Source organism: Streptomyces sp. NPDC046759 (genome assembly GCF_040645475.1).
Classification (GTDB): domain Bacteria; phylum Actinomycetota; class Actinomycetes; order Streptomycetales; family Streptomycetaceae; genus Streptomyces.
In genome coordinates, this window is the sequence record NZ_JBEYYJ010000058.1 from 1 (window position 1) to 22,431 (window position 22,431).

17 protein-coding genes and 1 pseudogene are annotated in these 22,431 nt (G+C 73.2%); 11 read left to right on the forward strand and 7 right to left on the reverse strand.

Going from position 1 to position 22,431, the window contains the following annotated elements:
* Nucleotides 1-281: 281 nt before the first annotated feature.
* Nucleotides 282-1,481 carry an SGNH/GDSL hydrolase family protein gene (locus ABZ919_RS40715; RefSeq protein ID WP_361259148.1) on the forward strand — a complete coding sequence of 400 codons (1,200 nt, stop codon included), beginning with the start codon at nt 282-284 and terminating at the stop codon, nt 1,479-1,481.
* A gap of 401 nt (nt 1,482-1,882) precedes the next feature.
* On the opposite strand, the gene ABZ919_RS40720 is transcribed toward ABZ919_RS40715, so the two are convergent.
* Nucleotides 1,883-2,863: a helix-turn-helix domain-containing protein gene (locus ABZ919_RS40720; protein ID WP_361259151.1), complete on the reverse strand. Its 981-nt coding sequence runs from the start codon at nt 2,861-2,863 to the stop codon at nt 1,883-1,885.
* A gap of 509 nt (nt 2,864-3,372) precedes the next feature.
* On the opposite strand from ABZ919_RS40720, the gene ABZ919_RS40725 reads away from it, so the two are divergent.
* The 3 genes from ABZ919_RS40725 (at nt 3,373) to ABZ919_RS40735 (ending at nt 7,750) form a co-directional block, all read left to right on the forward strand.
* On the forward strand, nt 3,373-5,208 hold the full coding sequence (locus tag ABZ919_RS40725; RefSeq protein ID WP_361259153.1) for a protein phosphatase 2C domain-containing protein: 1,836 nt from the start codon (nt 3,373-3,375) through the stop codon (nt 5,206-5,208).
* 27 nt (nt 5,209-5,235) lie between these two features.
* Entirely contained in the window at nt 5,236-6,978 is a 1,743-nt protein-coding gene (locus ABZ919_RS40730) for a pyruvate dehydrogenase (protein ID WP_361259156.1), read from the forward strand.
* Between the two features lie 298 nt (nt 6,979-7,276).
* Entirely contained in the window at nt 7,277-7,750 is a 474-nt protein-coding gene (locus tag ABZ919_RS40735) for an ATP-binding protein (protein WP_361259159.1), read from the forward strand.
* A 92-nt stretch (nt 7,751-7,842) separates the two neighbouring features.
* Here the strand turns inward: ABZ919_RS40735 and ABZ919_RS40740 are convergent, their stop codons facing one another.
* Both ABZ919_RS40740 and ABZ919_RS40745 read right to left on the reverse strand, forming a co-directional pair.
* Complete coding sequence (locus ABZ919_RS40740; RefSeq protein WP_361259162.1) at nt 7,843-8,892, reverse strand: DUF2637 domain-containing protein; 1,050 nt, start codon at nt 8,890-8,892, stop codon at nt 7,843-7,845.
* 336 nt (nt 8,893-9,228) lie between these two features.
* Nucleotides 9,229-9,342, reverse strand: a pseudogene (locus ABZ919_RS40745) (iron-sulfur protein); the annotation flags it as partial.
* Nucleotides 9,343-9,483: 141 nt separating this feature from the next.
* On the opposite strand from ABZ919_RS40745, the gene ABZ919_RS40750 reads away from it, so the two are divergent.
* Nucleotides 9,484-10,290: a GntR family transcriptional regulator gene (locus tag ABZ919_RS40750; protein WP_361259165.1), complete on the forward strand. Its 807-nt coding sequence runs from the start codon at nt 9,484-9,486 to the stop codon at nt 10,288-10,290.
* A 95-nt stretch (nt 10,291-10,385) separates the two neighbouring features.
* On the opposite strand, the gene ABZ919_RS40755 is transcribed toward ABZ919_RS40750, so the two are convergent.
* Both ABZ919_RS40755 and ABZ919_RS40760 read right to left on the reverse strand, forming a co-directional pair.
* A complete protein-coding gene (locus ABZ919_RS40755) occupies nt 10,386-11,153 on the reverse strand; it encodes a hypothetical protein (RefSeq protein WP_361259168.1) in 768 nt (255 codons plus the stop codon).
* 167 nt (nt 11,154-11,320) lie between these two features.
* On the reverse strand, nt 11,321-12,994 hold the full coding sequence (locus tag ABZ919_RS40760; RefSeq protein ID WP_361259171.1) for a PucR family transcriptional regulator ligand-binding domain-containing protein: 1,674 nt from the start codon (nt 12,992-12,994) through the stop codon (nt 11,321-11,323).
* A 343-nt stretch (nt 12,995-13,337) separates the two neighbouring features.
* Between ABZ919_RS40760 and ABZ919_RS40765 the strand changes: the two genes are divergently transcribed.
* The 5 genes from ABZ919_RS40765 (at nt 13,338) to ABZ919_RS40785 (ending at nt 20,079) form a co-directional block, all read left to right on the forward strand.
* Nucleotides 13,338-14,231: an FAD binding domain-containing protein gene (locus tag ABZ919_RS40765; protein WP_361259174.1), complete on the forward strand. Its 894-nt coding sequence runs from the start codon at nt 13,338-13,340 to the stop codon at nt 14,229-14,231.
* Entirely contained in the window at nt 14,231-14,821 is a 591-nt protein-coding gene (locus tag ABZ919_RS40770) for a (2Fe-2S)-binding protein (RefSeq protein WP_361259177.1), read from the forward strand. The genes ABZ919_RS40765 and ABZ919_RS40770 overlap by 1 nt, the downstream gene beginning before the upstream one ends.
* A gap of 2 nt (nt 14,822-14,823) precedes the next feature.
* Nucleotides 14,824-17,208: a molybdopterin cofactor-binding domain-containing protein gene (locus ABZ919_RS40775; RefSeq protein ID WP_361259179.1), complete on the forward strand. Its 2,385-nt coding sequence runs from the start codon at nt 14,824-14,826 to the stop codon at nt 17,206-17,208.
* Between the two features lie 207 nt (nt 17,209-17,415).
* Nucleotides 17,416-18,882, forward strand: a complete 1,467-nt coding sequence (locus ABZ919_RS40780; RefSeq protein WP_361259182.1) for an NCS2 family permease — start codon at nt 17,416-17,418, stop codon at nt 18,880-18,882.
* A 45-nt stretch (nt 18,883-18,927) separates the two neighbouring features.
* Nucleotides 18,928-20,079: an XdhC/CoxI family protein gene (locus ABZ919_RS40785; protein ID WP_361259185.1), complete on the forward strand. Its 1,152-nt coding sequence runs from the start codon at nt 18,928-18,930 to the stop codon at nt 20,077-20,079.
* A 79-nt stretch (nt 20,080-20,158) separates the two neighbouring features.
* Here the strand turns inward: ABZ919_RS40785 and ABZ919_RS40790 are convergent, their stop codons facing one another.
* Nucleotides 20,159-20,599: an SRPBCC family protein gene (locus ABZ919_RS40790; RefSeq protein ID WP_361259188.1), complete on the reverse strand. Its 441-nt coding sequence runs from the start codon at nt 20,597-20,599 to the stop codon at nt 20,159-20,161.
* A gap of 70 nt (nt 20,600-20,669) precedes the next feature.
* Nucleotides 20,670-21,437 carry a polysaccharide deacetylase family protein gene (locus ABZ919_RS40795; RefSeq protein WP_361259193.1) on the reverse strand — a complete coding sequence of 256 codons (768 nt, stop codon included), beginning with the start codon at nt 21,435-21,437 and terminating at the stop codon, nt 20,670-20,672.
* A 152-nt stretch (nt 21,438-21,589) separates the two neighbouring features.
* Here ABZ919_RS40795 and ABZ919_RS40800 point away from each other — a divergent pair, with 152 nt between their 5' ends.
* Complete coding sequence (locus tag ABZ919_RS40800) at nt 21,590-22,231, forward strand: phosphoribosyltransferase (protein WP_361259191.1); 642 nt, start codon at nt 21,590-21,592, stop codon at nt 22,229-22,231.
* The last annotated feature ends 200 nt before the right edge of the window (nt 22,232-22,431 follow it).

The following is a 22,431-nucleotide window of genomic DNA, read 5'->3' on the forward strand; positions in this document are numbered from 1 at the left end:
CACGTCTCCGGCACCGCGAGCAGCGTCACCGACCCGGTCGCCAACATCACCGCCGCCGCCAACTACGCCGCCCACCGCTACGGTTCCATCGACAAGGTCAACTCCGCCTACTGAGCCCTCGTCAGTCCTGGTTCCCTGACTGCGCGACCAGAGGCCCGCACCACCGGCTTACCGCGTGCGGTTGCGCCGTGCGGGTGGAGTGCCGCCGCGGGTGCGGCGGCGCGGTCCCGCCCTGTGGCACGGTCTGCTCCGACGGGCAACGGGGAAGGACGGGTGCGGAGATGGCCGGGGTCGGACGGATCCTAGCGGTGCTGCGGGTCCTCGCGGTGCTGGTGCCGGCGGCGCTGCCGGGCGCTACGACACCGGCCGCCGCTCAGCCGCCGCCGTGGACCGGCAGCTGGGAGACCGCACCGTCGGGAACCGCCACCGCACTGCCCGGCGCCGCCATCCGCAACGTCGTCCACCTCAGCGTCGGCGGCACGGCCGTGCGGATCCGGCTCAGCAATCGTTTCGGCACCTCACCTCTGCACCTCGGCACGGTCACCGTCGCGCTGCGCCGGGCTGCGGGCCCGGACGCCGTACCCGGCACGCTGCGCACCGCCACCTTCGGCGGCGCCCCGACCGTCACCGTCCCGCCCGGCCAGGACACGGTCACGGACCCGGTGTCACTGCCCGTCCCGGCCGCCGCCGACCTCCTCGTGACGGTGTACACACCCGAGGCCGACGGTCCCGCCACCTCCCACCAGACAGCGCTGCAGACCAGCTACCTCGCCCCGGCAGGCGCCGGCCGGGCCGCCGACGAGGACGGCGCCGTCTACTCCACCACCGTCAGCCGCTGGTACTACGTCACCGGCGTCGACGTGCTCGGCACCGCCACGGGCAGCATCGTCGCGTTCGGCGACTCCCTGACCGACGGGAACGGCTCCACCCCCGACACCAACCGCCGCTGGCCCGACCGGCTCGCCGAACGGGTGCGCGCGGCCGGGCTGGGCGTCCTCAACGCCGGTATCTCCGGCAACCGCCTGCTCCGCGACGGCACCGGGCCGAGCGCCCTCGCCCGCCTGGACGCCGACGCACTGGACCGGACCGGGGCACGCGTCCTGGTCGTCCTGGAGGGCATCAACGACATCAAGGGCACCCCGACGGCCGACGACGTCACCGCCTACGCCGACGCCTACCGCGCCCTCGTCGCCCGCGCCCACGCCCGGGGCGTCCGCGTCGTCGGTGTCACCCTCACCCCCTTCCGCGGCTTCTCCGCCTACACGCAAGCCCGCGAGGCGGTACGGCAGCGGGTGAATGCCTTCATCCGCACCGGCGGCACCTTCGACGCGGTCGCCGACGCCGACGCCGCACTCCGCGACCCGACCGACCCGACCCGCCTCCTGCCCGCCTACGACCCCGGCGACCACCTGCACTTCAACGACGCCGGGATGGCAGTGGTGGCCGACACCGTGCGGCCGGCCCTGAGCAGGGTGGGCTGAAGGCCGGCCGGTTGGGTCCCGCCCGGCCGGGATGGTCTCGCCTGGCCGGATCAGCCCCGCCTGGCCGGATCAGTCCGCCCGGCCGGGTCAGCCTCGTATCGCCGGGCCAGCCGCGCACCGCCGGGCCAGCCCCGCAGCGCCGGACCAGCCCCCGCGGCCGGAGCACCCGCACTCGGCCGGACCAGCCCCCCGCGCCGCCGGATCAGCCGCCCGGCCGGTTCGGCCCCGCCGGCCGGATCAGCCACACCGCCGGGCCAGCCCCGCACCGCCGGGCCAGCCCCGCACCGCCGGACCAGCCCCCGCGGCCGGAGCACCCGCACTCGGCCGGACCAGCCCCGCGCCCGCCGCTCAGTCCCGGCGGCGGTGCTGTGATGTGGTGGGCGCTGACGGCGGCCAGGGGGCTAGGACCGGGTGGCCCAGCCTCGCTCGTAGGCGTGCCAGCCGAGCTGCAACCGGGTCGTCGCCCCGGCCAGCTCCATCAGCCGCCGCACCCGGCGCTGAACAGTTCTCAGACCCAGGTCGAGCTGTTTGGCCACGCTCGCGTCGGTCAGGCCGGCCAGCAACAGCGACAGCACCTCCAGGTCGGTCGCGTCGGGACCGTCGGGCTGCTCCTCGACCGCGCCCGACACCCCCAGGCGCAGCGGCAGCGCCTCCCGCCACACCGACTCGAACAGCCCGGCCAGCAGCTCCAGCAGCCCGCTGGCGTGCACCACCAGTGCGGACGGCTCCGCCGTGCGCGAGGTCAGCGGCACCATCGCGAGCGAACGGTCGGCGATCACCAGCTTCGTCGGTACCCGGTCCGTCGTCCGCACGTCCTCGTCACGGGCGAGCGCGGCCGACAACTCGGTCAACCCGTGCGGGAGTTCCAGCACCGCGCGTTCCACCACCACCCGATAGCGCACTCCCCGCCCGGCCGCCTGTGCCTCGGCCTCGTTCTCCAGGCCGGACACGACCACCGGATTGCCGGTCACCAGCGCGCACACCTCCTCGGCCGCCCCCAGCTGCAGCTGCAGAAAGCGCTGGGCGACCGCCGACGCACCGGTCACCACCTCCACCAGGTCGTGCACCGCCGGTTCGGCGGCCGACGCCCGGTACTCCTCGGCGAGCAGCGCGGCCGCCAGCTCCGCCTGCTCCAGTTCGTGCCGCTGCTGGGTGAGCAGCGCGCCCAGCGCCACCCCGGGCGGCGCCGCCACCCAGCGGCCCGGCCGGACCGGGGACTGGGCGGCGAGACCGTGCCGCTCCAGCCGCCGCAGCGCCCGCTCGGCATCCGGCTCGGACAGCGTCAGGCGCCGCGCCAGATCGGTCACGTCCGCCGCGCCCGCCGACACCAGCGCCCGGTACGCCGCCTCGTGCGTCTCGTCCAGCCCTATCGCCGCCAGCATCGGCCTTCCGCCCTCCCTCGGCACAGACCTGGAACCAGGCCCGGAACACGCCACCACCGCCCCGCCACGACGGGCTCGACCTGGCGGAAACCGGCCACGGCGCAAACCCGCCGCGGGACATCATCGCCGTACCGGAGGTGGGTCTGCCAAGGTGGCAGCACCCAAAGGGCGTGTGACCGTGCTCTCGATGCATAGCCGCGACCCAGGAAACCAAGCCATAATCCGGCCATCCGACCGGTGGCCTGTACGGCCCGGTCGCCCTGGACCGTGGTCCGGCCCCGGACGTGTGCGAGCCACGCGAAGGGGATCCGGGACCGGGCCACCTCGGACGCCGCCGGGCGGTCCTCCCGTGGGGGGTGGGGCCGCCCGGCGGCCATGACCACCGCCACCCACCGTTCCTCGTACAGCTGTTCCCTCGTTCACTCGGCAGCCGTTCGGCGTGGCCGGGGTACGCCGGATTTTCCCGATGCCCCGTTTTCACACGGCCCATACGGTGGACAATCAGGGGCATGAGCCAGCAGGGGGGAAGGCCCGCCCGTCCTGAGGACGACTGGTGGGGACAGCTGTACGACGACTCCACCGAGGACACGGGACCCACGACCGCGCCCGATTCCCTGGACGACCGCTTCGCCTCCGCGAAGCACACGGTGACGGACCGGTCGGCGGCACCGGTCGACGGGGCACGGCCGGATGGGGCGAGGGGGCCGCTCGATCCGGTGTCGACGCCGGACCCGGCGCCGCTGCCCGATCCCGCGCCGGGCAGGTGGAGCCGCGACGACGACGCGCACGCGGACGACGACGGCGCGGGCGGAACTCAACCCCCGGAACCCCCGGAACCCCCGGAGGCGGCGGTGCCCAAGCAGCGCGCGGCCCAGGACCCGACGGCCCCGCCGCCGGTCACCCCGGCCGCTCCCGCCACGCCGCCCCGGCAGGGGATTCCCTGGGAGGCTGCGCCGGCGTCCCCGGCGGCCACGAGTTGCCCGGATCCGGCCCCGACACTACCGCAGCCGCCCGGCCGACAACCACCCGCGGCCTCCCTCCCACCGAAGGCAGCGGCGCCCGACCGCCCGGCACCCGCCCCGCTCCCCACCCCGCAGGACCCACGGCCTCCCGTCGCCCCTCCGGCCCCACGAACCCCACCGGCCCGGGAGGCGCCCTCGGCCGGGGAAACTCCCTCGGCACCGGATACGCCCTCGGTCTGGTCCGAGCCGACGGACCCCCCGGCGCCCGTCGCGCCTCCACGTCCGCAGGACCTTCCGCCGCCCGCGATCCCCGCCGATCCGCCACAGCCCTCAGCTGCCGCCGCACCCGTGTCTCAAGAGGCCGTCCCGGTCTCGCCCGAGCCCCTGCTCGCCACCGCACCCGCACCGCCCTCCGCCGTCGACTACGTCGGTTCCGGCCCGCCCACCTACGACCCCGAGCCCACCGCACTGCCGGCCGCCGAGCCGGACGGACTGGGCGAGCTGGTCGCGGACACGGTGCTGGACGGGGCCCGGTACGGGGCGTGCACCCTGCGGGCCGTTTCGCTGCGCGGGGACTCGGCGCGGTACCGGGGCGAGCCGCGCCGGGACTCGCTCCTCACCGCCCGGTTCGGATCGGGGGAGCACGCGCTGGTGCTCGTCGCGATGGCGACCGGGGTGCGGGGCAGGCCGGACGCGCATCTGGCGGCGGCCGAGGCGTGCCGGTGGATCGGGCGGGCCGTCGGCCGCAGCCGGCACCGGCTCGTGGAGGACATCCGGGCTGCCCGGCGCCGCGACCTGAAGTCGGGGCTGCACCGGCTCACCGACCGCAGCCTCGGCAGGCTGCGCGCGAGCGCCGCCGAACGGGGCCTGGATCCCGAGGAGTACACGGCGAGCCTGCGCTGTCTGCTGCTGCCCGCCGACCCCGACTGCCGTACCCGCGTGTTCTTCGGCGTCGGCGACGGCGGCCTGTTCCGGCTGCGGGACGGCGAGTGGCAGGACATCGAGCCCCGCGTCCCGCCCGAGGACACCGTCGGCGCACCCGTCGTCGGCTTCGGCTCGCCACCCGCGCAGACCGCCGAGGGGGACCGGCTCACCATGGATTTCGGCATCCCGACCCCGCCGAGCCCGTACGAGCCCGCGCCCGAGCCGCCCCGCGAGCCGTTCCGCTTCCGGGCCTCGATAGCCCGCCCGGGTGATGCGCTGGTGATGTGCACCGCGGGCCTGTCCGATCCGCTGCGCGGCGAGGCGGCCCTCTGCGCCTACCTGGCCCGGCGCTGGTCCGGCCGCACCCCGCCCGGGCTCGCCGCGTTCCTCGCCGACGCCCAGGTGCGGGTGAAGGGCTACGCCGACGACCGCACGGCGGCGGGCGTGTGGGAGGCGTGATCGCTTCGCCTGTGCATCCATGGGTGCATGGCCAAACAGAACGTAGCCGAACAGTTCGTCGACATCCTCGTCCGCGCCGGTGTACGCCGCCTCTACGGCGTGGTCGGGGACAGCCTCAACCCGGTGGTGGACGCCGTCCGCCGCAACGCCGCCATCGACTGGATCCACGTGCGCCACGAGGAGACCGCCGCCTTCGCGGCCGGCGCCGAGGCGCAGATCACCGGGAAGCTGGCCGCCTGCGCCGGCTCCTGCGGGCCGGGCAACCTGCATCTGATCAACGGCCTGTACGACGCGCACCGCTCGATGGCCCCCGTGCTCGCACTCGCGTCGCACATCCCGTCGAGCGAGATCGGCCTCGGCTACTTCCAGGAGACGCATCCCGACCGGCTGTTCCAGGAGTGCAGCCACTACAGCGAGCTGATCTCCAGTCCGCAGCAGATGCCCCGGCTGCTGCAGACCGCCATCCAGCACGCGGTCGGGCAGAGCGGAGTCAGCGTGGTCGCGCTGCCCGGTGACATCGCCGCGGAACCGGCCCCGGAGAAGGCCGCGCAGAGCGCCCTCGTCACCTCCCGGCCGACGGTCCGGCCCGGCGACGCCGAGATCGACGCGCTGGTGGAGATGATCGACGCGGCGGGGAAGGTCACCCTGTTCTGCGGCAGCGGCACGGCGGGCGCGCACGCGGAGGTGATGGAGTTCGCGCAGAAGATCAAGTCCCCCGTCGGGCACGCGCTGCGGGGCAAGGAGTTCATCCAGTACGACAACGAGTTCGACGTGGGGATGAGTGGACTGCTCGGCTACGGCGCCGCCTACGCGGCCACCCACGAGTGCGACCTGCTGATTCTGCTCGGCACTGATTTCCCGTACAACGCCTTCCTGCCCGACGACGTACGGATCGCCCAGATCGACGTGCGGCCCGAGGTACTCGGCCGCCGTTCACGGCTCGACCTCGCCGTGTGGGGCGACGTGCGTGAGACGCTGCGCTGCCTCGTCCCGCGGGTGAAGGAGAAGACCGACCGGCGCTTCCTGGACCGGATGCTGAAGAAGCACGCCGACGCGCTGGAGGGCGTGGTCAGTGCCTACACGCGCAAGGTGGACAAGCACGTCCCGATCCACCCCGAGTACGTGGCCGCCGTCCTCGACGAAGTCGCCGACGACGACGCGGTGTTCACGGTCGACACCGGCATGTGCAACGTGTGGGCCGCGCGGTACATCTCGCCGAACGGCCGCCGCAGGATCATCGGCTCCTTCACGCACGGCTCGATGGCGAACGCGCTGCCCATGGCGATCGGCGCCCAGTTCACCGACCGGCGCCGGCAGGTGGTCTCCATGTCCGGCGACGGCGGATTCGCCATGCTGATGGGGGACTTCCTGACGCTCGCTCAGTACGACCTCCCCGTCAAGATCGTGCTGTTCGACAACTCCTCCCTCGGCATGGTCGAGCTGGAGATGATGGTCTCCGGGCTGCCCGCCTACGGCACCGCCAACACCAACCCCGACTTCGCCGCCGTGGCCCGCGCCTGCGGCGTGTACGGGATCCGGGTGGAGCGGCCCAAGCAGCTGGCGGGCGCGCTCAAGGACGCTCTCAGGCACAAGGGGCCGGCGCTCGTGGACGTCGTCACCGATCCCAACGCCCTGTCCATCCCGCCGAGGATCAGCGCCGAGATGGTCACCGGGTTCGCCCTGTCCGCCTCGAAGATCGTGCTGGACGGCGGCGTCGGCCGCATGCTCCAGATGGCCCGCTCCAACCTGCGCAACGTGCCGCGCCCCTGAGACGCCGGCCGGGGAGCGGATTTCGGCCAGTTTCACGGCGTGTGACGGTGTGCCGACGGCCGGTGCCGTGCGCATCTGCCTTGCCGTTCCGGGGCGTCCGTGGCGGCCTGCGCCCTGCGGGGAGCGGGAGAGCCCGCCGCGGCACGGCCCGGCGGCCGGCCCGGGCGCCCTGCGGCCGTGGCCGAACCGCCGGCCATCGGGCACGCGTCATGACTGGCCGTGTGCGTGCTGGGCAAGCATCCTCCGTGAACGTGTTCGACCAGGAGGGGCAGGGTCCAGCGGCGTGCGGGCGGGGGTCATGAAGAGTCAGGCACGAGGGGGCACGCCCGCGGTCGGCGGGAGCTCCTCGGCGACGACGGGGGAAGCGGCCGGCACCATCGCGGCACACGCGCACCGGCTCCGGCGGAGGCTGGGGCGGGCGGATCTCAGGGCGGTGCCCGAGGCCCGCCGGGAGTTGCGCGAACTGCTGCGGCACTGGGGCAAACCGGGCCGCTCGGAGATCGCCGAGCTGCTCACCAGCGAACTGGTCACCAACGCGCTCGTCCACACCGATGACGACGCGGTCCTCACGGCCGTCGTGGAGCCGGGCGGACTGCGCGTGGAGGTGCGGGACTTCGTGGCCCGCAGACCGGAGCTGAGAGGCCCGGGCTCGGACGAGGACACCCATGGGCGGGGTCTGGTGCTGGTGCAGTCCCTCGCGGACGCCTGGGGCGTGCGGCCGCACGGGGTGGGCAAGTCGGTGTGGTTCGAACTGGACGCGGAGGCGGCGTGACGCTCCGCGGGAACGGCGGCTCGCAGGGCCGGAGAACGGGCCGGGGGCGTGACCCGTGTGGTCGCGCCCCCGGCCGGTCGTGAACCGACGGCTCAGCCGAACTGCTGCTCCAGGTCCTTGAGCTTGCGCTCCAGGGAGTCCAGGCGGGGCAGGGCCATGGTGTCGTCCTCCGCCGTGAGGTCGACGGTCACCGGCTCAGCGGACCCGCTGCGGACCGGCTGCAGGGAGGGCCGGGCGCGGACGGGCAGCTGTTCCGCGGTCGATATGGCAGGCTCCGCGGTCGCCGGGGCGGGACCACGCTCCACCGCCTGCACCTCGACCTCGACCTGCCGTCCGCCGCGGCTGACGAAGCCGCGGTGGCCCCTGCTGATCGCCTTCAGCTGGGCGCGGTCCAGGCGCTGCTGGTCGCGCCGCCGCTGCCGCGTCTCCTCCTTCTGCCGCTTGTCGTCGCGGACCTCCTCGACCGCCTCGTCCAGGCTGCGCACACCCTCCAGGAGCATGAGCGACCACGCCTTGTAGGTCTCGCGGGGGGCCCGCATCCAGCGCACGACGCGGATCTGCGGCAGCGGACGCGGCACCAGGCCCTGCTCGCGCAGCGCGGCCCGGCGGGTCTGCTTCAGCGCACGGTCGAACAGTACGGCCGCCGACAGCGACATACCGGAGAAGAACTGCGGGGCGCCCGCGTGACCAATGCCCCGGGGCGCGTGCACCCAGTTGAACCAGGCCGCCGCCGCGGCGAACATCCACACGAGGATCCGCGAACCGAGGGCCGCGTCCCCGTGGCTGGCCTCGCGCACTGCGAGGACGGAGCAGAACATCGCCGCGCCGTCCAGGCCGAACGGCACCAGGTACTGCCAGCCGCCGGTCAGCCCCAGGTTCTGTTCACCGAAGCCGACGAGGCCGTGGAAGGACAGGGCGGCCGCCACCGCCGCACAGCAGAACAGAAGCACGTAGGAGGCCGTGCCGTAGATGGCTTCCTTGCGTCTGCGGCGCTCCTCGCTGCGCTCCCACGAGTCGTCCGCGCTCGCGTTCTCCCCGGAGGAGCGCTTGCCGCGCGCGAGCACCGCCACCGCCGCCAGCATGCCCAGGAGCAGTACGGCGCCCGGAAGCAGCCAGTTCAGCGATATGTCGGTCAGTCTCATCAGGGGTCCCTTGCATTGGGATAGGGCGTAACGCCCGCCATAGTGGCCCACTCCCGAGGGCCCTCAGGGGGTTTCGGGGCAAGAGGCCGCCAAGGAAGTGCAAGGGAATGCCCAGGACGGCGTTCTGCTCGAACTGCCGCTTGAGGGGCGGGAGTTGAGTTCGAATAAGACTACCCGTACGGGTGGTTCCTCGGAAAGTTCCCGTGGCACTTGAGGAAGTTGTGAATCCCCTGTGCGGGAGCCCGTCTCCGGGTGGGGCGGTCCGCCGCCGGCGATCTTAGTGGACCGCCGGGGTGCGGCGGCTCGGGTGGGCCGGCGTACAGCCGTGCGGCCGGGGGTGCGGTCGTACGGGACGTGCGTCACGGGCGGCCGCGGCACCCGGCGCAGCCGGAACCACGGCACGGTGATCGGCGGACACGCGGGCCACGCGTACCGGCGCAGGCCGAAGGTGGGATGGTATGCCCGGATAAGGTCGGTCATGCCCGTTTGCGGGTGAGTTTGAGCTGCCGCTCCGGACGCCTAAGGTGCTTGACGGACAAGTGACAACCCTCGTTAATGACCCAAGTGCCGACAAGCCCGCCAGGAGGACCCGTGAAGCAGAGCACGCAGGGCTTTGCCCGGGCGGGGACTCCGCAGCGCCGGACGCCGCCGCCCGGTGACGCCGGGGTGCCCGCGCAGCAGCGTGCCGCGGACGCCCTCGACGGCCCCCGTGAGCGGGACGCCGCCGAGCCCTCCGCGCGGGGTGAGCACACGCACAGCGAGCGGCCGATTCCCGCGCCCAGGCCGGTGGTGCAGCGCTCCTCGGTACGCGGGCAGATCCTGGACGCGCTGCGCACGGCGCTGGTGACGGGGGAGCTCAAGCCCGGCGAGGTCCACTCGGCGCCCGTGCTCGGCGAACGGTTCGGAGTCTCCGCCACGCCCGTGCGGGAGGCCATGCAGCAGCTCGCCCTGGAGGGCGCCGTCGAGGTCGTGCCCAACCGTGGGTTCCGGGTGGTCGAGCGCGGGGCGCGGGAGCTGGCCGAGCTGGCCGAGGTGCGCGCGCTCATCGAGGTGCCGGTGATGCTGCGGCTCGCCCGGACGGTGCCGGGCGAGCGGTGGGCGGAACTGCGTCCGCTGGCGGAGGAGACGGCGCGTGCGGCGGCCTCCGGCTGCCCGGCGACGTACGCGGAGTCCGACCGGGCCTTCCACCGGGCCCTGCTCGCCCTGTCGGGGAACGAGCAGCTGGTGGCCGTCGCGGCCGACCTCCACCGCCGCTCCCAGTGGCCGCCGGTCCGGCGCGCGCGGGCGTATCTGCTGGCGGACGCGGCGGAACACACGGCGCTGCTGGACGCGTTGACCGGCGGGGAGCTCGACGTGGTGCGCCGGTTGGTGCAGGAGCATTTCGCGGGCGCGGGCTGAGCGTAGCTGCGGCCGACGTTCCCGCGGGGGCGCGGTGGCCTGCGTGAGCGGCCACGACGGACCCGCACCCGTGAACGGTGCTGTGGACCCCGTCCCTACGCCGTAGCCGCCCCCGGAGCCGGCGGAGCCAACTGGCGGGCGAGCCACGTCGGTACGCCGCCCAGGAGCCGGAACAGCCGGCGCGCCTCCTCCCGAAGGCGCGACGCCTCCGGTTCTTCTTCCGCCTCCGCCAGCGACGCGAGCGCCGGCGCCGTACCCACCAGGTAGCCCAGCTCCTCGCGGATGCGCAGCGACTCTGCGAAGCCGTGCCGGGCCTCGGTCAGCTCACCGTCGCGCAGGGCGAGTCCGGCGAGGTGGCGCCAGGTGAAGGACAGCAGCAGCGGGTCGGCCTGCGCCGCGGCCCCCGTGTGTGCCCGGCGGTACGCGGCGCGCGCCGCCTGCGGCGAGCGGGTCAGGTTCTCGGCGATCAGACCCCGGCGGAAGTCCAGCAGGGCCCGGCCCGGCGCCCCCGGAGGGATCAGCGCCGCCGCCCGGCCCAGCGCGGCCCGCGCCTCGTCCGCGCGGTCCCGGACGCCGTGCAGCGTTGCGCTGTAGGCGAGTTGGCCCCGTTCGCAGGCGGCGGCCCCACGCTCCTCGTCGGTGTGCGCGAGCGCCTCCGCCGTCCGCAGGGCGTCCTCCGCGTCCTCCCAGCCCCGTTCGGTGTACAGACACCGCTCGGCCAGCAGCGCGGCCCGCTGCAGGGCCGTCCGGGGCGTGTCCGGCGGCAGCAGGGCCGCCGCGTCCGCCCAGCAGGCCCGCGAGCGCAGCCGCCATACCGCGGTCTGGAGTGGATCGTCACCAGCGGTCGTTCCGTTACCAGACATGGCGGTATACGCCACGTTGCCCTCCCCTAGCGCGCCGTCGAGCTGTCGAGTGGTGGCGGCATTCCAGCACCAATCGCAGGGCCGGGCCAAGAGGGTGGGTGAAAGATTTCACAAAGTCGTGGGGCGCGGGCGTGACCGGGTTTGGCCGCCATGCGCCCCCGCCGGCCTCAGCTCATGCGCAGGGCCAGGAAGAAGTCCAGCTTGTCCTCCAGGCGCGAGAGGTCCCGTCCCGTCAACTGCTCGATCCGGCCGACCCGGTAGCGCAGCGTGTTGACGTGCAGGTGGAGCCGGGTGGCGCAGCGGGTCCAGGAGCCGTCGCACTCCAGGAACGCCTCCAGCGTCGGGATCAGCTCGGCCCGGTGGCGGCGGTCGTAGTCCTTCAGCGGGTCCAGCAGACGCGCGGTGAACGCGCGGCGGACGTCGTCCGGGACGAACGGGAGCAGCAGGACGTGGCTGGCCAGTTCCTGGTGGCCGGCCGCGCAGACCCGGCCGGGCCGGGCCGCGGCGACCCGCCGGGCGTGCCGGGCCTCCTCCAGGGCGCCGCGCAGGCCCTCCGCGGAGTGCACGGCCGCGCTGACGCCGAGGGTGAGCCGTCCGTCGTCGTCGAGGCCCGCCGAGAGGGTCTCCCGCACCGACTGCAGCAGGGAATCGGCCAGCAGTCCCGTCTCCGAGCCGTCGTGCTCGGCGACGACCGCGGGCAGCGGGACCAGGGCGATCGCCTCGTCGTCCGTGTGCGCCACGGCGATCCGGTCGGACGGCTCGGGGCCCGTCGCCAGCGGGTCGACCAGCACCTCCTCCAGGAGCGACTGGGCGACCGGGCCACCGTCGACGTCGCCGCCCTCCCATTCGACACGGGCCACCACGACCTGCCAGTGCGGGGCGGCGCCGAGCCCCGGCAGCAGCACCGGGGCGGCCACCCTGAGGCGGGCCGCGATCTCGGCCGGGGCGGCGCCCGTCTGGACCAGCTCCAGCACCTCCTGGGCGAGCCGGCGCCTGACCGTACGGGCCGCGTCCCGGCGGTCCCGCTCGACCGCGATCAGCTGGGTGACGCCCTGGAGCAGGTCCAGCCGCTCCTCGGGCCAGTCGCCGGCGTCCGCCTCGACGGCCAGCAGCCAGTCCGACAGCACCGTCTCGCGGACGTCGCGGGCAGCCTGCGGGGAGCGGCCGGAGGAGCGCACCGGGAACAGCGAGTACGTGGCACCGCCCAGCAGCACCCGGTGCGGGCCGCGCCGGCCCGTGCGGGTGGCGGCCAGGTGCTCGGCGGCCAGCTTCGCGCAGGTCTCCGCCGGCAGCGCCGGACCGGCTACCTTGGAGCCGGCGATCGGCCGGCCGGTGGGGGAGAGCACCCAGGCGCGCAGGTCCAGGTCGGAGCCGAGCAGGTCCAGGACGACGTCCGGGCCCCCGCCCGCCGGACCCGAGGTCATCATCCGCCGGTGCCGGTCCACCACGGCCGCCAGGTCCCCGGCACGCTCGCCGGAGACCTGCCGCACGACGTGCTCGGTGATCGTCGCGAACGCCACCGACTCGTGCACCGCGAACAGCGGCAGCCGGTGCTTGGCGCAGGCGAGGACCAGGTCGTCGGGCACATCGCCCAGCTCCGCCTCACCGGCCGCCAGCGCCGCCACCCCGGCCTGCACCAGGAGCCGGACGAACGGCTCGGAGTCGCCGGCGTCCCGGCGCCAGGCGAGGCCGGTCAGCACCAGCTCGCCTCCGGAGAGATAGCGGCTCGGGTCGCGCAGGTCGGTGGTCATGACCCCGCGCACCGACCGGTCCAGTTCCTCCTCGCCGCCGAGCAGCCGCAGGCCCAGCGCATCGGTGTCCAGAAGTGCGCGCAGCCGCATCTCGTCGCCGCCGTTCTATGTCTCGAAACCTACGATGGATCTTGGAGGGTGACGGGGGAGTCACCCGGAACCGGACGCCCAGGGGCGTTCTCCGGGGTCTCGGTGCCGTTTCCTGCGTTTCTCCGGGGAAACAGAGAGGTTACCGACGGCCTCCGTTCATACGAATCTACAAGATGCCCGTCGTGGCCAGCCAACTCCTTCATGGTTTCGGTGACTGACACCTCTGGAGCACGGGGCGGTGTACTGAGTCCACTGAGCGTTAACAGCACATGAACGAGCCGGGCCCGCCGCACACGGATTGGCTCAATCTGGACGACCCACGAGACGAAGAAGAGAGCCGGTCATGGACTTCCTTCGCCCCGCCAGCTGGGGGGAGGCGCTCGCCGCGAAGGCCGAGCACCCCACCGCTGTACCGATTGCGGGCGGCACCGATGTGATGGTCGAGATCAACTTCGACCACCGCCGGCCCGAGTACCTGCTGGACCTCAACCGCATCGGCGACCTCTACGAGTGGGAGGTCGGCGAGGAGAGCGTACGGCTGGGTGCCTCCGTCCCGTACACCAGGATCATGCAGGATCTCCGTGCCGAGCTGCCGGGCCTCGCGCTCGCCTCGCACACGGTCGCCTCCCCGCAGATCCGCAACCGCGGCGGCGTCGGCGGCAACCTCGGCACGGCCTCGCCCGCCGGTGACGCCCACCCCGCCCTGCTCGCGGCGGGCGCGGAGGTCGAGGCGGAGTCGGCGGCCCGCGGCACCCGGCTGATCCCGATCGACGAGTTCTACACGGGCGTCAAGCGCAACGCGCTCCAGCCCGACGAGCTGATCCGCGCCGTGCACATCAAGAAGGCGGACGGCCCGCAGCAGTACTCGAAGGTCGGCACCCGCAACGCCATGGTCATCGCCGTGTGCGCCTTCGGCCTCGCCCTGCACCCCGAGACCCGTACGGTCCGGACCGGTATCGGCTCGGCCGCGCCCACGCCCGTCCGGGCCAAGGCCGCCGAGGAGTTCCTGAACGCGGCACTCGAAGAGGGCGGCTTCTGGGACAACGGAAAGATCATCACCCCGTCGGCCGCCAAGCAGTTCGCGGACCTGTGCTCGGCCGCCTGCAACCCGATCGACGACGTCCGGGGCACCGCGAGCTACCGCCGCCACGCGGTCGGCGTGATGGCCCGCCGGACGCTCACCTGGACCTGGGAGTCGTACCGCGGTGCCCGCCGCGCATCTGAGGGAGCTGCGTAATGCGCGTCAACTTCACCGTCAACGGACGCCCGCAGGAGGCCGACGACGTCTGGGAGGGCGAGTCCCTGCTGTACGTCCTGCGCGAGCGCCTCGGCCTGCCGGGCTCGAAGAACGCCTGCGAGCAGGGCGAGTGCGGCTCCTGCACCGTGCGCCTGGACGGCGTGCCGGTGTGTTCGTGCCTGGTCGCGGCCGGGCAGGTCGAGGGCCGCGACGTCGTGACCGTCGAGGGCCTCGCGGACTACGCGAAGCAGCGCGCCGAGGGCGGCTGCGCGAGCGGCGCCTGCGGGTCCCACGGCACCTCGCTCGACGAGGCCAAGCAGTGGGCCGCCAAGGGCACCGACTCCCAGACCGGCGAGGGCACCGAACTCTCCCCGATCCAGCAGGCGTTCATCGACGCGGGCGCCGTCCAGTGCGGCTTCTGCACGCCGGGTCTGCTCGTCGCCGCCGACGAGATGCTGGAGAACAACCCGAACCCGACCGACGCCGACATCCGCGAGGCGCTGTCGGGCAACCTGTGCCGCTGCACGGGCTACGAGAAGATCATGGACGCGGTCCGCCTGGCGGCCGCCCGTCAGTCCGAGGGGGTCTGACCATGCCGGCGAACGGCGCACCGACGAAGATCACACAGGGCTCCCAGACCAAGGGCGGCATCGGCGAGTCCACGCTCCGCCCGGACGGCACCCTCAAGGTCACCGGCGAGTTCGCGTACTCGTCCGACATGTGGCACGAGGACATGCTGTGGGGCCAGATCCTTCGCTCCACCGTGGCGCACGCCGAGATCGTCTCGATCGACACCTCCGAGGCCCTCGCCACGGCGGGTGTCTACGCGGTCCTGACGTACGACGACCTGCCCACCGAGGTGAAGAACTACGGCCTGGAGATCCAGGACACCCCGGTCCTCGCGCACGGCAAGGTACGTCACCACGGCGAACCGGTCGCGATCGTCGCCGCCGACCACCCGGAGACGGCCCGCCGTGCCGCCGCGAAGATCAAGGTGGAGTACAAGGAGCTGCCCGTCATCACCGACGAGGCCTCCGCGACCGCCCCCGACGCGATCCTCGTCCACGAGAACCGCGACGACCACCACTCGGGGCACGTCCCGCACCCCAACATCGTGCACCGCCAGCCGATCGTCCGCGGCAACGCGGACGAGGCCGCCAAGCGCGCGGACGTCATCGTCCGGGGCGAGTACACCTTCGGCATGCAGGACCAGGCCTTCCTGGGCCCCGAGTCCGGCCTCGCCGTGCCGGAGGAGGACGGCGGCGTCCACCTCTACATCGCCACCCAGTGGCTCCACTCCGACCTGCGCCAGATCGCGCCCGTCCTCGGCCTGCCCGAGGACAAGGTGCGCATGACGCTGGCCGGCGTCGGCGGCGCGTTCGGCGGCCGCGAGGACCTGTCGATGCAGATCCACGCCTGCCTGCTCGCCCTGCGCACCGGCAAGCCGGTGAAGATCGTCTACAACCGGTTCGAATCCTTCTTCGGGCACGTCCACCGCCATCCGGCCAAGCTGTACTACGAGCACGGCGCCACCAAGGACGGCAAGCTCACGCACCTGAAGTGCCGGATCGTCCTGGACGGCGGCGCCTACGCCTCCGCCTCCCCGGCGGTCGTCGGCAACGCCTCCTCGCTGAGTGTCGGCCCGTACGTCGTCGACGACGTGGACATCGAGGCCATCGCCCTCTACACCAACAACCCGCCCTGCGGCGCCATGCGCGGCTTCGGCGCGGTCCAGGCGTGCTTCGCCTACGAGGCGCAGATGGACAAGCTGGCGAAGAAGCTCGGCATGGACCCGGTGGAGTTCCGGCAGCTGAACGCGATGGAGCAGGGCACCATCATGCCGACCGGGCAGCCGGTCGACTCCCCGGCCCCGGTCGCCGAACTGCTGCGCCGCGTCAAGGCGATGCCGCTGCCGCCCGAGCGCCAGTGGGAGTCCAGCGAGGGCGCCGACGTACGGCAGCTGCCCGGCGGCCTGTCCAACACCACGCACGGCGAAGGCGTCGTACGCGGGGTCGGCTACGCGGTCGGCATCAAGAACGTCGGCTTCTCCGAGGGCTTCGACGACTACTCCACCGCCAAGGTGCGCATGGAGGTCATCGGCGGCGAGCCCGTCGCGACCGTGCACACCGCGATGGCGGAGGTCGGCCAGGGCGGTGTCACCGTCCACGCGCAGATCGCCCGCACCGAACTCGGCGTCACCCAGGTGACCATCCACCCGGCCGACACCCAGGTCGGCTCCGCCGGCTCCACCTCGGCCTCCCGGCAGACGTACGTCACCGGCGGCGCCGTGAAGAACGCCTGCGAGCTGGTCCGCGAGAAGGTCCTGGAGATCGGGCGCCGCAAGTTCGGCTCCTATCACCCGGCCTGGGCGACCGCCGAACTCCTGCTGGAGGGCGGCAAGGTCGTCACCGACGGCGGCGAGGTCCTCGGCGACCTGGTCGACGTCCTGGAGGACGAGGCCGTGGAGGTCGAGGAGGAGTGGCGGCACCGGCCGACCGAGGCCTTCGACCTGCGCACCGGCCAGGGCAACGGACACGTCCAGTACTCCTTCGCCGCGCACCGCGCGGTCGTCGAGGTCGACACCGAACTCGGCCTGGTCAAGGTCATCGAACTGGCCTGCGCCCAGGACGTCGGCAAGGCGCTCAACCCGCTCTCCGTCGTCGGCCAGATCCAGGGCGGCACGACCCAGGGCCTGGGCGTGGCGGTGATGGAGGAGATCATCGTCGACCCGAAGACCGCGAAGGTCAGGAACCCCTCCTTCACGGACTACCTGATCCCCACGATCCTCGACACGCCGACCATCCCGGTCGACGTGCTCGAACTCGCCGACGACCACGCCCCGTACGGGCTGCGCGGCATCGGTGAGGCCCCGACCCTGTCGTCCACCCCGGCCGTCCTCGCGGCGATCCGGAACGCGACCGGGCTGGAGCTCAACCGCACTCCGGTGCGGCCCGAGCACCTGACGGGCACCGCGTAACAGCGAAAAGCTCTCCGGGCGGCGCAGGGAACGTCACACACTCCGCCGCGCCGCCCGGAGGAACCACCTTTGAGTTCCGCACCGCTCGCGGTCCTTGAAGAACCACCCTTGTTCGTCCTGGGCCGTCCCCCGGGTCGTCCATTCCCAAATCCCGTGCCCGACAGGGCGGTTGCACGGGTGCCCCTTTGAACCTTGGGAGATGGCACCATGACCCAGCAGTCAGTGGAGCCCACGACCACCGCCGAAGACGCGGGCGCGGGTTCGCGTCCGCCGGCCGGCAGGTCGTGGCTCGACCGGTACTTCCACATATCCGAAAGAGGATCCTCCATCGGGACCGAGGTCCGCGGTGGCGTCACCACCTTCATGGCGATGGCGTACATCCTTCTGCTCAACCCGGTGATCCTCAGTGGCGCGGACAGGTCCGGCGACTCGCTGAGCCAGAAGGCCCTCGTCACGGCCACCGCGCTGGGCGCGGCGGTCACCACTCTCCTCATGGGCTGGGCCGGCAAGGTGCCGCTCGCCATGGCCGCCGGACTGTCCGTCTCCGGTGTGCTGGCCGGTCTGGTCATGGGGACCAAGGACCTGACGTGGGCCCAGGGACTCGGCATGTGCGTCGCCTACGGCGTCGTGATCATGCTGCTGGTGGTCACGGGACTGCGTGAGATGATCATGAATGCGATCCCGCTGCCGCTCAAGCACGGCATCACGATCGGCATCGGTCTGTTCATCGCGTTCATCGGCCTGGTCAAGGCCGGTTTCGTGCACGCCGGCACGGCGACCCCGGTCACGCTGGGCGACGGCGGTGAGCTCGTCGGCTGGCCCGTCCTGCTCTTCGCCGTCACGCTGCTCCTCATCTTCGCGCTGCAGTCCCGGAAGGTTCCGGGCGCCATCCTCATCGGCATCGTCACCGGCACCGTTCTCGCGGTCGTCGTCAACGCGCTCGGCCTCACCGACGACAAGGCCTGGGCCAACGGCGAAGGCCCCGCACTGCACGGCGGCGCCGTGTCGATGCCGGACTTCTCGCTCATCGGCAAGGTGTCCTTCGGCGGCCTCGGCGACGTCGGCTACATGACGGTCACCTTCATCGTCTTCACCCTGGTCCTCGCCGGCTTCTTCGACGCGATGGCCACCATCATCGGCATCGGCGCCGAGGCCAACCTCGCCGACGCCCAGGGGCGTATGCCGGGCCTGTCCAAGGCGCTGTTCATCGACGGTGCCGGCGGCGTCGTCGGCGGCGTGGTGGGCGGCTCCGGCCAGTCCGTGTTCGTCGAGTCCGCGACCGGCGTCGGCGAGGGCGCCCGTACCGGGCTGGCCTCGGTGGTCACCGGCGGGTTCTTCGCCCTGTGCCTGTTCTTCACCCCGATCACGGCGATCGTGCCGCGCGAGGTGGCCTCGGCCGCCCTCGTGACCATCGGCGCCATGATGATGATGAACGCCCGTCATGTCGACTGGGCCGACCGCTCCGTCGCGATCCCGGTCTTCCTCACCGTCGTGATCATGCCGTTCACTTACTCCATCACCCCCGGTGTCGCCGCCGGCGTCATCTCCTACGCCGTCATCAAGCTCGCGCAGGGCAAGTGGCGGGAGATCGGCGGCTTCATGTGGGGTCTGACGGCGCTCTTCCTCGTCTACTTCTCCCTGCATCCGCTCCGGGCCCTGCTGGGCGTCCACTGACGCCCGGGCCCGCCACGCATCCATGACCTGATCAGGAGGCCGAACATGCTGGACATCGCCGACGAGCTGAACCGGTGGGTCGAGCAGGGACGTGACTTCGCCGTCGCCACCGTGGTGGCCGTCGGCGGGAGCGCGCCCCGGCAGCCGGGCGCCGCGCTCGCCGTCGACAGTGAGGGCACGGCCATCGGTTCGGTCTCCGGCGGGTGCGTGGAGGGCGCCGTGTACGAGCTGTGCCGGCAGGCGCTGGAGGACGGCGAGAGCGTCCTGGAGCGCTTCGGCTACAGCGACGAGGACGCCTTCGCCGTCGGCCTGACCTGTGGCGGCATCATCGACATCCTCGTCACGCCGGTCCGGGCGGACGGTCCCGCCCGGCCGGTGGTCGCGGCCGCGCTGGCCGCCGCCGTCCGTGGGGAGGCGGCGGCGGTGGCGCGGATCGTGGAGGGACCGGCCGAGCTGAGGGGCCGGGCCCTCCTCGTCCGCCCCGACGGTTCCTACGACGGCGGTTTCGGCGCCCGCCCCGAACTGGACCGCGCCGTGGCCGCCGAGGCCGGTGCCTTCCTGGACGCGGGCCGCACCGGCACCCTGGAGACGGGCGAGCAGGGCTCGCGCTGCGGCGCCCCGCTCACGGTGCTGGTCGAGTCCTCCGTGCCGGCACCCCGGATGATCGTCTTCGGTGCGATCGACTTCGCCTCCGCCCTGGTGCGCGTCGGCAAGTTCCTCGGCTACCACGTCACGGTGTGCGATGCCCGCCCGGTGTTCGCCACGCGCACCCGCTTCCCCGACGCCGACGAGATCGTCGTCGAGTGGCCGCACACGTACCTGGAGCGCACCGAGGTCGACGGCCGTACCGTCCTGTGCGTCCTCACCCACGACGCCAAGTTCGACGTCCCCCTGCTGAAGCTGGCCCTGCGGCTGCCCGTCGCCTACGTCGGCGCGATGGGCTCCCGCCGCACCCACCTCGACCGCAACGAGCGGCTGCGCGAGGTCGGCGTCACCGAGCTGGAACTGGCCCGGCTGCGCTCCCCGATCGGCCTGGACCTCGGCGCCCGTACGCCGGAGGAGACGGCGCTGTCCATCGGCGCGGAGATCGTGGCGAACCGGCGCGGCGGCAGCGGGGTCGCGCTCACGGGCGCGCACACCCCGATCCACCACGACACGGTGCCGCGGCCGGCGACGCGGATCGGGTCGGTGGCCTGACCGCCGGGCATGCGCCCGGCGGTGCGGAAACCCGACCGGCCGACGGGCCGTTTTCGCCGCCGTCCGCGGGGGCCCTGGCTCACGCCCGCCTGAGCAGCCGGTTCGCCGCTCGTCCGAACATCACGCGGGCCGTGGTCCCCAGCACGCCGTCGAAGAGCCGGGGCAGGAAGCGCACGCTCAGCTCCTCCCGCCACTCCACCCGGCTGCGGCCGCCCGGCCCCGGAAGGACCTCGATCTCCGCCCAGCCCAGCACCACCCGCCCGCGCTTCTCCAGGCGGCAGAGCCCGCCCTCGCCGGCGACGGGCGGGCGCCAGACCGTCACCTCCATGACGTCGTCGAAGGCCAGCGGGCCGACGCCCGAACGGGCCACGAAGCGGGTGCCCACGCCCGTGGGCCCGGGAGTGAGCACCCTGACCCGGGTCAGCGGGACCGCGTCGGCGTGGCGGGGCCACTCGGTGAGCCGGCGCCACGCCTCGTCGAGGGGGAGCGGGGCCGTACGGGCGAAGGAGAAGATCGGCACGGCACGATCGTAGGCAATGGACGCCGGTCGCCTGTGCGTTCACCCCCGCCTCATCCGATCGGCCGAGCGGTCACGGCCGGTAGACCTTGCCCGGTTCCGCCCTGCCGGGCGCCAGCAGCTGGGGAACCGTCACGAAGACGTAGCCGCGCGCCTTCAGCGCGTCGATGATGCCCGGCACGGCCGGCACGGTCCCCGGGTAGAGGTCGTGCAGCAGGATGATCCCGTCCCGGGACGCCTGGTCGAGGACCCGCTTGGTGATGAGCTCGGAGTCGTTGGTCGCGTAGTCCTTGGCGGTCACGCTCCACAGCACCTCCGCCAGGCCCAGCTCCTTGCAGATCCGGTGCACATCGGTGTCGGTGCGGCCCTGCGGCGGCCGCATCAGCGTGGGCCTGCGCCCGGTGAGCCGCTCGATCGCGTCGTCGGGCCGCTGCAGTTCCTCCCGTATCTGCGCGTCCGGTATCCGCGTGAGGATCTTGTGGTCCCAGGTGTGGCTCGCGACCTCGTGCCCCTCGGCCGCCATCCGCTTGACCAGCTGCGGGTACTTCTCGATGTGGTTCTTGCCCAGCAGGAAGAAGGTGGCCGGAACCCGCTTCGCCTTGAGGATGTCGAGCAGCCGCGCCGAGTTCTCGCTGGGCCCCGCGTCGAAGGTGAGCGCGATGCACTTGGCCTCGCGGCAGTCGACGGCCCCGAACCTCGCCGGCGCCCCTTGCGCCACCGTGGCCCGCGCGCCGCTCGGCGCGGTCGTGTCGACCTGGGCGCAGCCGGACAGCGTCAGTGCCAGGCCGAGGGCGGCCGGGGCGAGCGCGGCCGGGCGCAACCTCCGGGCGGTTCGGCGCATCTTACTGATCGCGTGCTTCGGCGTCGGGGTCGTGTCGGTCGAAAGAGGCATGCGCTGACTATGCACTCAGTGTATAGCTCTGGTGTTCGATTCTCCGGGTGGGTCCGCGCCGTAGCACCATGGAAGGAGAGGCACCGCGGAGGAGGACGGCCATGCGCTTCCGGGACCGTGCCGAAGCCGGACGGGAACTCGCCGGGCTGCTGAGCGACCTGCGCGACCGGGGCGACCTCGTCGACCCGCTCGTCCTGGCCCTGCCGCGCGGCGGCATCGCCGTCGCCGAGCCCGTCGCCCGCGCCCTCGGCGCCCCGCTCGACGTGCTCGTCGTCCGCAAGATCGGTGCCCCGCACCACCAGGAGTTCGCCGTCGGCGCGCTCGCGGCCGACGATCCGCCGCTCTTCGACACCGGCACCCTGGACCGGCTCGGCCTGACCGAGGAATCCATGGCCGGGGCGGTCGAGCGCGAACGGAAGGAACTGTGCCGCCGCGAGAAGCGCTACCGCGGCGACCGGCCGGCACCGGACCCGGCGGGCCGCACAGTGATCGTGGTCGACGACGGTCTGGCCACCGGCGCCACCGCCCGCGCGGCGCTGCGCCACGTCCGGCGCCGCCGGCCCGCGCACCTGGTCCTGGCCGTCCCCGTCGGCGCGCCGGACTCCCTCGAGCACCTCGCCGGCGAGGCCGACACGATCCTCTGCCCGCACCGGCCGGCCGGGTTCAGCGCGGTGGGGCAGTGGTACGAGGACTTCGAGCAGCTGTCGGACGCGGAGGTGCTGGCGGCGCTGCAGGGGCAGTGACGGTGCGACGCCCTCGGGGTGCCTGGCCGTCAGTGGGCCCGTCGTGGCCTGGCACGCCGACTGTGTGGAGCCGCGTTCGGTGGCCGGCCGGCGCGCCGACGGCCGGCCACGGCCGTGGGGGGCGGGGGCGGCGGGCGCGGCGCCGGGCCGGGGACGCCGCCCCCCGGAGCGCGGCCGCCAGCGCCGCACAAGACGGTGGG

Coding starts and splice junctions, on each gene's coding strand:
- ABZ919_RS40765 (WP_361259174.1), top strand. CDS start 13,338: ATGGACTTCCTTCGCCCCGCCAGCTGGGGGGAGGCGCTCGCCGCGAAG.
- ABZ919_RS40785 (WP_361259185.1), top strand. CDS start 18,928: ATGCTGGACATCGCCGACGAGCTGAACCGGTGGGTCGAGCAGGGACGT.
- ABZ919_RS40735 (WP_361259159.1), top strand. CDS start 7,277: ATGAAGAGTCAGGCACGAGGGGGCACGCCCGCGGTCGGCGGGAGCTCC.
- ABZ919_RS40795 (WP_361259193.1), bottom strand. CDS start 21,437: ATGCGCCGAACCGCCCGGAGGTTGCGCCCGGCCGCGCTCGCCCCGGCC.
- ABZ919_RS40770 (WP_361259177.1), top strand. CDS start 14,231: ATGCGCGTCAACTTCACCGTCAACGGACGCCCGCAGGAGGCCGACGAC.
- ABZ919_RS40780 (WP_361259182.1), top strand. CDS start 17,416: ATGACCCAGCAGTCAGTGGAGCCCACGACCACCGCCGAAGACGCGGGC.
- ABZ919_RS40740 (WP_361259162.1), bottom strand. CDS start 8,892: ATGAGACTGACCGACATATCGCTGAACTGGCTGCTTCCGGGCGCCGTA.
- ABZ919_RS40725 (WP_361259153.1), top strand. CDS start 3,373: ATGAGCCAGCAGGGGGGAAGGCCCGCCCGTCCTGAGGACGACTGGTGG.
- ABZ919_RS40800 (WP_361259191.1), top strand. CDS start 21,590: ATGCGCTTCCGGGACCGTGCCGAAGCCGGACGGGAACTCGCCGGGCTG.
- ABZ919_RS40755 (WP_361259168.1), bottom strand. CDS start 11,153: ATGTCTGGTAACGGAACGACCGCTGGTGACGATCCACTCCAGACCGCG.
- ABZ919_RS40715 (WP_361259148.1), top strand. CDS start 282: ATGGCCGGGGTCGGACGGATCCTAGCGGTGCTGCGGGTCCTCGCGGTG.
- ABZ919_RS40775 (WP_361259179.1), top strand. CDS start 14,824: ATGCCGGCGAACGGCGCACCGACGAAGATCACACAGGGCTCCCAGACC.
- ABZ919_RS40730 (WP_361259156.1), top strand. CDS start 5,236: ATGGCCAAACAGAACGTAGCCGAACAGTTCGTCGACATCCTCGTCCGC.
- ABZ919_RS40720 (WP_361259151.1), bottom strand. CDS start 2,863: ATGCTGGCGGCGATAGGGCTGGACGAGACGCACGAGGCGGCGTACCGG.
- ABZ919_RS40760 (WP_361259171.1), bottom strand. CDS start 12,994: ATGCGGCTGCGCGCACTTCTGGACACCGATGCGCTGGGCCTGCGGCTG.